The organism is Streptomyces sp. NPDC005070 (genome assembly GCF_053600395.1).
Genome location: NZ_JBSFZS010000178.1, coordinates 1 through 11300, shown reverse-complemented (window position 1 = coordinate 11300; position 11300 = coordinate 1). Strand labels below are relative to the sequence as shown.

Here is an 11300-nt window from a genome sequence, read left to right as displayed (position 1 = left end):
TAGGGGTGTTGTTCATTTGGGTGTTCGAGGTGGGGGGGCCGCGCTGGGTCATAGTGCACGTCCGGCCCCCCCCGGCCCCGTGGTCGGCGACGGCAGGGCTTTCGCTGCGTTCTGCCCGCCGCTATCCCACCTTCTCGATGCGGGCCCGGCGGATCAGGAACTTGCCCGGCTCCCGGACCTGTTCGAAGGCCGCGTTGTTCAGCAGGGCACAACTGCCGGACACCGAGGTGACCTGAACGGTCGTGGACTTGTTGTTGTCCAGGTTGGTGACCTTCAGCTTCGTCCCGGCCGGGAACTGGTTGCTGGACGCGGCCGGTGCGCCGCCCTCGCCGGAGAGCGTGACGGTCGATCCGTTGCAGACCTGCTGCCCGGTCGCGGCACCGCCGCCCGCGTTGTTCGCGGGGGCACTCTGCGCCGGAGCCGCGGGGGCGGCCTGGGCCGGCGCGGACTGCGCGGGCTGCTGGGCGTTCTGCTGGCCGGTCTGGGAGTCCTGAGCCGATTCCCCGACAGCGCAGCCCGACGCCTGCTGCTGAACCTTGATCTGCGCGATGACCGCATCGCGGTTCGCGATTCTGGCCGCCGACTGGGAGTCGGGGTGGGCCTTCTGGTCCGCGATGAACTTCTGGTTGTTGCCGAGCGCGGTGGCCAGACCCTGGCACGCCACCGAGGTCTGAGCGGTCTGCACGGAGGCCGCGTTCGAGGTGGCGGCCAGGGCGAAGGCCCCGCCGCCGGCCACAGTCGCCGCGCTGACCAGCAGGGCGATCTTCTTCTTCGTGCTGAGAGTTCTCCTACGCGACATGCGCGCCTCCAGAGAGTGGGGGAGCGTTACGTCGCTATGTACGAGATCCCGAACGCGGTTACTCAACGGTTACGGCATTCACTTAAGTAACCTGGATCACACGGAAGTTGGGGAGAGCGGCCCGGCTACCGGGACAGGGCCTCCCGTACGGCCTCCTCCGTGCGGCCCACCAGTGCCGTTCCGTCCTCCGCGGTGATGATCGGCCGCTGGATGAGCTTCGGGTGCCCGGACAGTGCCTTGATCCACCGGTCCCGTGAACCGGCGTCCCGCGCCCAGTCCTTGAGCCCGAGCTCCTTCGCCTCGGCCTCACCGGTCCGCGTGATGTCCCACGGTTCGAGGCCGAGACGGTCGAGGACGTCCCGGATCTCGTCCTCGGAGGGCACGTCCTCCAGGTAGCGGCGGACGGTGTACTCGGCGCCCTCGGCGTCGAGCAGGCTGATCGCGCTGCGGCACTTCGAACAGGCCGGATTGATCCAGATCTCCATGCCGCACACGTTACGGCAGACCCCCTCGGGTACTGCTGTCACGGCACCCCCAAAGCCCCTGTGGCCAGCGGCTATTGTCAGTGCGCGGCGGTAGAATAGAAGCAGTGTTCGAGGGTGTCGCCGGGGGGTCCGGACGGCGCCCTGACCGCGACAGGAGGATGCCTGTGCCCGCTGCCGCACTGAAGCCGCTGCCCACCCAGTCCACATCCAAGACGGCGGTCCCGCTGGATCTGCCGTACGAACCCGTGGAGAAGCGCCCGCTCCCGCCGGGGCGCCCCCGCGACTGGTACGTCACGCACAACCGCCGGCTCAAGGCGATGCGCATCGCCATAGCCCTGCTCGACTCCGGCGTCTACGTGCCGAACCAGGCCCGCGACGAGAAGATCCGCAGCACCGCGCGACTCATCGGCGTGCACCCGCCGTCGGACACCACGTGCCACATGGTGCGTGCCCTGATGAGGTACGCGCGCTGAGAGTCCGGGCGCGACCCTGAGGGTGCCGGGTGCCCCGCCCCGCGCGGGAGCACCCGGCACCGATCCCGAGTCCGGCACCGATCCCGAGTCCGGCACCGATCCCGAGTCCGGCACCGGCGCCGACCGAGGTGCCGGCGCAGGGCCCTACTCCGCCGACAACTCCCGCTCCAGGGGGGTCCGGAAGCGGGGTGTGATCCGGGTGTCGCCCACCCACGCCCGAAGGCGTTCGGCCTCCGCGGCGATCGCTTCCCGGGCTTCGCGGCCGACGCCCTGACCGGCCGGCAGCCGCCAGACGATCTCGCCGTCGGGCCGCTGCGCCCACCCGCCGACCACCCGTCCGTCCCACCACACCGTCGGCCCGACATTGCCGCTGCGGTCGAAGAGGGCGGGCCGCAGGGACGGTTCGAGGAACCAGTCCCGCTCCGGCCGGCTCATGGGCGCCGGATCGAGGGCGGGCAGCAGGGCGGCCCAGGGCGCGCCCGGCTCGTCGACGGGGCCGTCGTCGCCCGCCGCCACATACCCCGTGAGCCCGTCGTCGAGCGAGACGGCGACCGCCCCGCTCGCCGCCAGCGCCCGCCGTACGTCGGTGACCTTCCACCCCGTCCACCACTTCAGGTCGGCCTCGGTGGCGGGCCCGCACACCATGAGCCAGCGGTTCAGCAGCTCGGAGCGGGCCTCGGCGGGCGGGAGCTCGGCATGCGGCGGCGCGATCGCCCAGCGGAACTGCGTCGACGTCCAGGATCCGAGCGGACGTCCCCGCACCACCCGTCCCTCGACCCCCAGCACCCGCATCAGGCGGGACGACACGGTGTGCACACCCTCGTAGCTCTTCCCGGCCGCGTAGGCGAACTGCTCCTTCAACCGCGGCTCGTCCCCGCCGAGTTCGTTCACCGTGGCCTCGCCCCGCCGGGCCAGCGCGGCCAGCGCGGACGCCTCGACCTCGTCGAGCCACTCCTCGGTCAGCCGCCCGCCGCTTCCGGCGGCCATGTCCTTGACCAGCGCGGCACGGGCCTTCGCGGCGATGTCCAGCGCCGTCGAGGCGTGCACGACGGCCGCCAGAGCGCTGGGGAACACGAACACGGTGTGCCGCATGCCGTGCATGCGTACGAGTGAACGGTCCTCGTACAGCGCCCGCTCCACCTGGGCCACCGTCTTCCGGGCGTCCGCGAGACGCGCGCCCACCGCCAGGTACACCGTCGCCGGGTCGGTGCCGTGCAGTGCGACCAGGGAGTCCGCCACCTCCTCGGGGGTCGCGCCCCGTGCGGCGCCCGCGAGCCGCTGCCGCAGCCCGAGCCGTGCCCGCCGCTCCGTCACCCCGATGTGCCGCGGCTTCCCCGTCACGTCGTCTCCGTCCGGTCGCTCCGTGCTCCGTACTCCGCGTTCCTCATCCTGTCGAACGTTCGCCCCTCACGGGGCGGGGTTCACCCGTTGGACGCAGCCGGGCATGCGGCGGACCTGCCCGCGGCCTTGACTGGGGCCACCGCGAGGAAGCGGGATCCGGAGGCGCACCAGGACCACGTGGGGAGAGACGATGCAGCGCAGGGACGGCATACGAGGACCGGTCCGGCTGATCCTGGCCGTGTCCGTGGTGGCGGCCCTGGCCGCGCAACTGACCGCCTGCTCCGACGACAGCAGCCCCTCCAGTACCGCGTCCAAGGCCGCGTCCGCCGCGTCCAAGGCCGCTTCCGCCGTCTCCGAGGCCGCGTCCGCCGCCACCGAGGCCGGTGACGCCCTCGCCTCCGCGACCGCGGAGGCCGGCCGGAAGTTCGACGAGTTCAAGGGCGGCGCGGACGCCATGGACGAGGTGAAGATCGACGGGACCGCGAGCCCCGACTCCGACGGGCGCGCCACGGTCAAGGTGACGGCGACCAATCCCACCTCCGCGGCGAAGTCGTACGTCGTCCAGGTCGACTTCCGCGACCAGAGCGGCAACCTCCTCGACACGACCGTCGTGACGGTGAACGACGTCGCGGGAAACGCCTCCAAGGACGGCACCGCCCGCAGCAACCGCTCCCTCACCGGCGACGTCAAGACCGACGTCGCCCGCGCCGCGAGGCACTGACGGCCGTGCTCCGCAACAGTGTCACGGCCACCACCGCGGACCGGGCCGCCCTGGGCCGGGCGGCCCGCAAACGGGTGCCCCGGTCCGCGCACGGCACCTGGATCCCCGCCGCGGACCGCCCCGACCCCGTAGGCCTCCTCCAGGCGCAGGGCAGGGACCGGCTCCCGGAACTGCTGCCGATCCGCTACGCCCGGATGGCGGCCTCACCGCTCGCGTTCCTGCGCGGAGGCGCCGCCGTCATGGCGGCCGACCTGGCCGCCCAGCCCCACACCGGCCTCACCGTCCAGCTCTGCGGCGACGCCCACCTGCTGAACTTCGGGCTGTACGCCGCCCCGGAACGCCCCCTGCTCTTCGACCTCAACGACTTCGACGAGACCTTCCCCGGGCCCTTCGAGTGGGACGTCAAACGGCTCGCGGCCAGCGTCGCGGTCGCGGGCCGGGAGAACGGGCACAAGGAGGAGCACGTCCTCGGCGCGGCACGAGCCGCCGCCGGGCAGTACCGCGAGGCCGTGCGGCGACTGGCCCGGCAGGGCGAACTGGCCGTCTGGTACCAGCACATCGACGCAGATCTGCTGCTGCCGCTGGTCCGCTCGGGACGCCGTCGCCGGCGCACGGAGGCCACCCTCACCCGGGTCCGCCGCCGCACCAGCCTCCAGGCGCTCGGCAAACTCACCGAGACCGTCGGCGGACGCCGCCGCATCGTCCACGATCCGCCCCTGCTGGAACCGGCCGGAGCCATGGACATGGCCTCGCTCCGCAAGATCTTCAGCGACTACCGCTCCACGCTCCCCGAGGAACGACGGCTGCTCCTCGACCGCTACCGGTTCGTCGACGCGGCCCGCAAGACCGTCGGCGTGGGCAGTGTCGGCACCCGCTGCTTCATCGTGCTGCTCGCCGGGCGGGACGCCGACGACCCATTGTTCCTCCAGATCAAGCAGGCGGGACGGTCCGTGCTCGAAGAGCACCTGCCCAGCGGCCCGTACGTTCATCCCGGGCGCCGGGTCGTCGCCGGCCAGCGGCTGATGCAGGCCGCCGGTGACGCCTTCCTCGGCTGGACGACCGGCCCCGAGGGACGCGCGTTCTACTGGCGCCAGCTCCACGACACGAAGGGGTCCGCGGAGATCGCCGGTATGAGTCCGGGCGAACTGCGCGCCTACGCCCGGCTGTGCGGCACCGCGCTGGCCCGCGCGCACGCCCGCTCCGGCGACCGTGTCGCGATCGCCGCCTATCTCGGCGGCGCCGACACCTTCGAGCGTGCCGTGGCGGACTTCGCGCTGCGCTACACGGACCGCAACGCCACCGACCACGCGGCGCTGGGCGCGGCGGTCATCGCGGGCGTGGTCCCGGCGGCCCCGGGGGTCTGAGGCCGCCGGCCGCTCAGGCGCCGCCGGCCGGACGGACCGGGGACCCGAGCCCGGTGAGCGCGAGGTCCACGAGGCGGCGCCGGTCCTCGGCGTGGTCGCGGAACCAGAGACCCAGGAAATGATCGGCGTCGGGCAGTTCGAGGCGCGTGAGGTCGGCGCGGGCGGAGAGCGCGTCGGTGACGGCCTCTGTCACGGCGGGCGGGATGATCGCGTCGGCGGCCGGTACGGCGAGCACGGCCCGGCCCTCGTAGGCCCGCAGCACGTCGAGCGCGGACGTCCGCCGCCAGCTCTCCGGGGTGCGGATGATCCGGCTGAAGCGGCTCTGCGCCACCGGGCCGTCCTGCCGCGGGACGCTCTCCGGGTCCTCGAACGGAAGCGGCCAGGCCTCGGCGGCGTACACCGCGGGCGCGCACAGGACGAGCGCCACCGCGCGTTTCCCGTAATGCCGTGCGAGATCGGCGACCGTCTGGCCGCTCATGCTGAACCCGACCAGGATCAGCGGGGCGTCCGCCGGGACCGTCGCGTCGATCACCGACACGGCCTGCTCGAAACGCAGCCGGAGGCTCAACTCGCCCAATGTGCCGGTGCTTTCACCGTGTCCGGAGAAGTCGAACGCGAGTCCCGCGCAGCCGCGGGCCGCGAAGTCGCCGAGCAGCGGGAGCAGCCGCCCCTTGCTGCCGCTGCCCGCGCCGTGCAGCAGGACGGCGGTCACCGCGCCGTCGCCGGCGTCGTCGCCGCGGCTGCCGACGCAGCTCAGTCGTTCACCGTCGTGGTCGTGCGTGAAAGGGGAGAACATCCGCCTATTCACGCACGTCGGCCGCACCGCCCCCGAGGCGGGAGTGGCTGAACAACTTCCCTTCGGGCACGACCGGTCGGCGGGAGAGGGCGGGTCGCTCAGGAAGCGGCGGGAGTGCCGTTCGCGTCCGGCCCGGTGGTGCCGGCCGCGGCCGAGGCGGGTGTGCCTTCGGAGCCGGCGCCGGAAGCCGGGGCCTGGGCCGTGCCCGTACTCGTGCCGGAGGCGGCCGACTTCGCCTGGGCCGCCGCGACCGCCTCACGCAGGTGGTCCTCCTGCTCCTGGCTCAGCGAGGTCTGCACCAACTGGCCGCCGAACTGGGCGATCTGAGGGATCACCTTGTCCCCGGCCGCCTGCTTGACGAGGACGAACAGCGCACCCGCGCCCGGCCGCAGATTCTGGCTGAGATCCTTCATGAACTTGTCGTTGATGCCGGTGTCCGTGACGGCGCCTCCGGCGGCACCGGCCGCCGCCCCCACCGCCGCGCCGAGCAGCGGCGCCAGGAAGAGCAGCCCGATGACACCGCCCCACAGCGCGCCGCCGGCCGCTCCGACGGCCGTGTGGCTGACCGCCTGGTGCAGCTTGATCCTGCCGTCCTCGCTCCGCTCGACGACGACCGCGTCCTCCAGCTCGACGAGATGCTGCTTCGAGAGCTCGAACAGCTTGTCGCGCACCTGGCTCGCCGTGGCGACATCGTTGTAGGCGACGACGAACAGATTGCTCATGAGGGCACCCCTTGAGTCGATTTCGTACGACTTTATAGGGATATGGGGCGGGGTGCAGTCGGTCAGAGTCCGGGGGCGCCCCAGACCGGGAACCAGCGGGCGAGGTCCTGTTCGACCCGCAGGTCGTCGGCCAGGGCCGCCTTGACCTGGAGTTCGAGTGCGTTGTCGCGCCGCTCGCCCTCGCCGGCGAGCGGCGCGAAGGGATAGAAGGTCCCGCGCTTGTAGAGGTAGACCAGGCCGAGCCGCCGCTTCCCGGCGTCCTCGAAGGCCACCACGGAACACAGGAGCTGAGGACCGAAGCCGGTGCCCTCCAGCGAGCTGTTGACCGCGTGCAGATCGCTCACCAGCGCCGGCAGGTCGTCGGGGGCGCGGCGGGAGACCAGCCACGAGTAGCCGTACTCGTCCCGGCCGACTTCCACCGGGGAGCCCGTCCGCCCGGTGTCCGCGTCCAGCAGCTCCCGCACCTCCCGGTGCGCCTCGGCGAAGGCCGCGCCCTCCACGGACGCGAAGCACACCGCCCCGGTGCCGGTCGGGGTGAACCCGGCCGCCGCCTGGAGGGTCACGGCCGCCGACGGCAGTCCGAAGAGCCGGTCGAGGTCGGGTGCGGCGGGCTTGCTGCGGCCGAGCAGGATGTCCAGGAACCCCATGCGGTCACAGAGCCTCTCCGGGAGTCGGGGCGCCCGCGTCCGGCACCGCGGGCTCGCCCAGCTCGGCGGAGATGCGGGCCAGTTGTCCGAGCCGCTGCTCCAGGCTCGGGTGGGTCGAGAACAGGTTGGCGATGCCCGGCTGGGCGCCGAGCGCGGGGGTGAAGTAGAAGGCGTTGAAGGCCTGCGCGGTCCGCAGGTCCTTCGTCGGGATCCGGCCGATGTCACCGGTCACCTTGGTCAGCGCGGACGCCAGCGCCGAGGGGCGGCCGGTGAGCAGGGCCGCGGAACGGTCGGCGGCCAGTTCGCGGTACCGGGAGAGCGCCCTGATCAGCATGAAACTGATGGCGTACACGGCCGCGGACACCGCCATCACCGCCATGAAGATCGCGACGGTGTTCTGGTCCTTGCGGCCCCGCCCGCCGAAGAGCTGGGAGTAGAACGCGAACCGCACGATCAGCCCGGCGAGCACTCCGAGGAAGGACGCCACGGTGATCACGGCGACATCCTTGTGCGCCACGTGCGACAGCTCGTGCGCGAGGACGCCCTCCAGCTCGTCGGGCTCCAGACGGCGCAGCAGCCCGGTGGTCACGCACAGCACGGCGTGGTCGGCGTTGCGCCCCGTGGCGAACGCGTTCGGCATGTCGATGTCCGAGACGGCGACGAGCGGCTTGGGCATGTCGGCCACGGCGCACAGCCGGTCGACGACGCCGTGGAGCTGGGGATACTCCTCCCGCTCCACGATCCGTCCGTGCATGGCGTACAGCGCGATCCGGTCCGAGAACCAGTACTGCGCGATGAGGAGCCCGGCCGCGATCACGACGACCAGCACCCACGACTTCAGCAACACGATCAACGCGGCGACGAAGGCCACGTACAGCAATCCGAGCAGGAAGAGCGTGACCGTCATGCGCACGGTCAGCTCCCGGTCGTTCCGGAATCGGCTCCGCATCTCGCACCACCCCGCAGTCGGGCACTCGTCCCGCTCTCCATTGTGCGCCCGCGGTTCCCCATGAACTGGTGCCGATAGGCCCCGCGGCGGGCAAAGAACGTCCCCGTGGCGCGCGGTCCCGCGCCCGTCGCCCGAGGGGGAGAAACGCGTCGGCCGCGCCCCTCCCGGAGGAAGGACGCGGCCGAGACGTGTGCGGCTGGACCGACGGGCTTACACGTCGAAGTACAGCTCGAACTCGTGCGGGTGCGGACGGAGCTGGAGCGGCGCGATCTCGTTCGTGCGCTTGTAGTCGATCCACGTCTCGATCAGGTCGGACGTGAAGACGTCGCCCGCGAGCAGGAACTCGTGGTCGCGCTCCAGCGAGTCGAGGACGGCCGGGAGCGAGGTCGGGACCTGGGCCACGCCCGCGTGCTCCTCGGGAGCCAGCTCGTAGAGGTCCTTGTCGATCGGCTCGGCCGGCTCGATCTTGTTCTTGACGCCGTCCAGACCGGCCATCAGCAGGGCCGCGAACGCCAGGTACGGGTTGCCGGAGGAGTCGGGCGCGCGGAACTCGACGCGCTTGGCCTTCGGGTTCGAGCCCGTGATCGGGATACGCATGGCCGCGGAGCGGTTGCGCTGCGAGTACACCAGGTTGACCGGGGCCTCGAAGCCGGGGACCAAGCGGTGGTACGAGTTCACCGTCGGGTTGGTGAAGGCCAGCAGCGACGGGGCGTGCTTGAGGATGCCGCCGATGTAGTAGCGGGCCATGTCCGACAGGCCGGCGTAGCCAGCCTCGTCGTAGAACAGCGGGGAGCCGCCGCTCCACAGCGACTGGTGGACGTGCATGCCCGAGCCGTTGTCGCCGAAGATCGGCTTCGGCATGAAGGTCGCGGTCTTGCCGTTGCGCCAGGCGACGTTCTTCACGATGTACTTGAAGAGCTGGAGGTCGTCGGCCGCGGCGAGCAGCGTGTTGAACTTGTAGTTGATCTCGGCCTGGCCGGCGGTGCCCACCTCGTGGTGCTGGCGCTCGACCTGGAGGCCGGAGTTGGCCAGCTCCAGGGAGATCTCGGCACGCAGGTCGGCGAAGTGGTCGACCGGCGGGGTCGGGAAGTAGCCGCCCTTGTAGCGGACCTTGTAGCCGCGGTTGTCCTCGAGGGCACCGGTGTTCCAGGCGCCGGCCTCGGAGTCGATGTGGTAGAAGGACTCGTTCTCGGCGGTCTTGAAGCGCACGCTGTCGAACACGTAGAACTCGGCCTCGGGACCGAAGTACGCGGTGTCGGCGATGCCGGTCGACGCGAGGTAGGCCTCGGCCTTCTTGGCCACGTTGCGCGGGTCACGGGAGTACTGCTCGCCCGTGATCGGGTCGTGGATGAAGAAGTTGATGTTGACCGTCTTGTCGCGGCGGAAGGGGTCGACGCGCGCGGTGGACAGGTCGGCGCGGAGCGCCATGTCGGACTCGTGGATGGCCTGGAAGCCGCGGATGGAGGAGCCGTCGAAGGCGAGCTCCTCGGTCGGGTCGAAGGCCTCGGCCGGGATCGTGAAGTGCTGCATCACACCCGGCAGGTCGCAGAAGCGGACATCGACGAACTTGACGTCCTCGTCCGCGATGAACTTCTTGGCCTCGTCGGCGTTCTGGAACATCCAGCTCCTCCTACTCCCGCCCACAGTGGACCGGGGTGGTAGTTCGTTCGTGCGGCCAGTGCGGTGGCACACGCTGGGGCCGACCATAGGGACGGGGGATTTCTCCAGCGTGACCCATTTGTTTCGCCCAAGTTAACCGACCTCGGCCCGGCGGGCCCCTCATGTCCGTATGGCAAAACGGGCACAGTACCTTGGACGGGTGGACAACAGGCAAGCAATCGGATCGTGGCTCTCCGGCCCCCGCGCGGCGGCGGAGGAAGCCGGAGTCGACTTCGGATACCGGGGCGAACAGCTCGGTCTGCCGGAGCACGGACCGGGCTCGATCGCCCGCCCGGGCCGCCGTCTGGGCGCCCTCGCCGTCGACTGGGGCCTGTGCCTCCTGATCGCATACGGGCTGCTCACCGACGGCTATGGCCAGGCTACGGGGAACTGGGCCCTGCTCGTCTTCTTCGTTCTCGGGGTCCTGACGGTCGGTACCGTCGGCTTCACTCCGGGCAAGCGGCTGCTGGGTCTGCGCGTCGTGCCCGAGGGCGGCGGCCGGCTGAACCCGCTGCGTGTAGTGCTGCGCACCGCGCTCCTGTGCGTGGCCGTCCCGGCCCTGATCTGGGACCGCGACGGCCGAGGCCTCCACGACCGCCTCGCCCGCACGATCGAGGTCCGCGCCTGACCCCACCCACCCGCACCCTCCACCGCGGACGGAACCAACCCGTATGCGGAGGGCGGCTCCCTGCGGGGAGGACGACCCCGTGCGGGGAGGACGGCCCCTCCGGGGACGCAGCGAACCCCTCCGGGGACGGCGAACCGCTCCGGGGAGGACGGCCCACGCGGCCCCCGACGCGCCACCGCGAAAGCGGCCCACGCGGCCGACGTTGCCGCGGCGCGGCGATCGGCCCTGCGGCGAGGCCCTCTGGTGTGTGCGACCCGGCGCAGCGAACTGACCCCCGCCCTGCGGCGGGAGTCCAGCGGAGGCAGCCCGGTACCGCGAAGGCGGCCCCATGGTCGAGGGCGCCCCGACAACGACCGTCGATGATGCGGTGGGGCCCGCGCTGGAAGCGCCCCGCCGACGCGAAGTGGCCAACGCCGGGCCCCGGTGTGCCGCGGCCCGGCGTTGGCTCCGGCGAAGGCCCGACGGTGAGGCGCGCCGGCATCGCATCGGGCCCCGCGGCCCGGGCCGCTCCGGTGAGGGGTCCCGCCCGTCGAGGCGGCCCGCCGCGAGGCAGGTCATCCCCACCATGAGGACGGCCCCCACGGTGGGGATGCCCTCCAGGCTGGGGCGACGTAAAACGGCGGTGGGGCACGAACGCCGTGCGGTTCGCCTCCCGTCCCCTCTCGCTGCGGCTGCTGCGCACCGACGTGCTGCGCTGCGAGGTGACCGACGACTCG

Annotated in this window: 12 protein-coding genes; 4 read left to right on the top strand and 8 right to left on the bottom strand. The window is 71.8% G+C overall.

What is annotated here, in order from left to right:
* Positions 1-121: 121 nt before the first annotated feature.
* Together ACWEBX_RS34355 and ACWEBX_RS34350 are read right to left on the bottom strand one after the other, a co-directional pair.
* The gene (locus ACWEBX_RS34355) at positions 122-799 is read right to left on the bottom strand and encodes a hypothetical protein (protein ID WP_451888676.1); all 678 of its coding nucleotides are present in this window, start codon (positions 797-799) and stop codon (positions 122-124) included.
* A 125-nt stretch (positions 800-924) separates the two neighbouring features.
* Complete coding sequence (locus ACWEBX_RS34350) at positions 925-1284, bottom strand: arsenate reductase family protein (protein ID WP_451888675.1); 360 nt, start codon at positions 1282-1284, stop codon at positions 925-927.
* A 164-nt stretch (positions 1285-1448) separates the two neighbouring features.
* On the opposite strand from ACWEBX_RS34350, the gene ACWEBX_RS34345 reads away from it, so the two are divergent.
* Positions 1449-1757, top strand: coding sequence for a hypothetical protein (locus ACWEBX_RS34345; protein WP_384793594.1), 309 nt, complete (start codon positions 1449-1451; stop codon positions 1755-1757).
* A 144-nt stretch (positions 1758-1901) separates the two neighbouring features.
* Here ACWEBX_RS34345 and ACWEBX_RS34340 read toward each other — a convergent pair whose 3' ends face one another.
* Positions 1902-3098, bottom strand: coding sequence for a winged helix DNA-binding domain-containing protein (locus ACWEBX_RS34340; RefSeq protein ID WP_451888674.1), 1197 nt, complete (start codon positions 3096-3098; stop codon positions 1902-1904).
* A 190-nt stretch (positions 3099-3288) separates the two neighbouring features.
* Here ACWEBX_RS34340 and ACWEBX_RS34335 point away from each other — a divergent pair, with 190 nt between their 5' ends.
* A complete protein-coding gene (locus ACWEBX_RS34335) occupies positions 3289-3819 on the top strand; it encodes a hypothetical protein (RefSeq protein WP_451888673.1) in 531 nt (176 codons plus the stop codon).
* Positions 3820-3824: 5 nt separating this feature from the next.
* Positions 3825-5183, top strand: coding sequence for a DUF2252 domain-containing protein (locus ACWEBX_RS34330; protein WP_451888672.1), 1359 nt, complete (start codon positions 3825-3827; stop codon positions 5181-5183).
* A gap of 13 nt (positions 5184-5196) precedes the next feature.
* Here ACWEBX_RS34330 and ACWEBX_RS34325 read toward each other — a convergent pair whose 3' ends face one another.
* The 5 genes from ACWEBX_RS34325 to glnA form a co-directional block, all read right to left on the bottom strand.
* The gene (locus tag ACWEBX_RS34325; protein WP_451888671.1) at positions 5197-5979 is read right to left on the bottom strand and encodes an alpha/beta hydrolase; all 783 of its coding nucleotides are present in this window, start codon (positions 5977-5979) and stop codon (positions 5197-5199) included.
* A gap of 98 nt (positions 5980-6077) precedes the next feature.
* Entirely contained in the window at positions 6078-6701 is a 624-nt protein-coding gene (locus tag ACWEBX_RS34320; protein WP_451888670.1) for a DUF1269 domain-containing protein, read from the bottom strand.
* Positions 6702-6763: 62 nt separating this feature from the next.
* Entirely contained in the window at positions 6764-7348 is a 585-nt protein-coding gene (gene pspAB / locus ACWEBX_RS34315; protein WP_451888669.1) for a PspA-associated protein PspAB, read from the bottom strand.
* A 4-nt stretch (positions 7349-7352) separates the two neighbouring features.
* Positions 7353-8297 (bottom strand): zinc metalloprotease HtpX, encoded by a 945-nt coding sequence (gene htpX / locus ACWEBX_RS34310; protein ID WP_451888668.1) that lies wholly within the window; start codon positions 8295-8297, stop codon positions 7353-7355.
* A gap of 210 nt (positions 8298-8507) precedes the next feature.
* Positions 8508-9917: a type I glutamate--ammonia ligase gene (glnA, locus tag ACWEBX_RS34305; RefSeq protein ID WP_451888667.1), complete on the bottom strand. Its 1410-nt coding sequence runs from the start codon at positions 9915-9917 to the stop codon at positions 8508-8510.
* A gap of 199 nt (positions 9918-10116) precedes the next feature.
* On the opposite strand from glnA, the gene ACWEBX_RS34300 reads away from it, so the two are divergent.
* Complete coding sequence (locus ACWEBX_RS34300; protein WP_451888666.1) at positions 10117-10584, top strand: RDD family protein; 468 nt, start codon at positions 10117-10119, stop codon at positions 10582-10584.
* Positions 10585-11300: the final 716 nt, after the last annotated feature.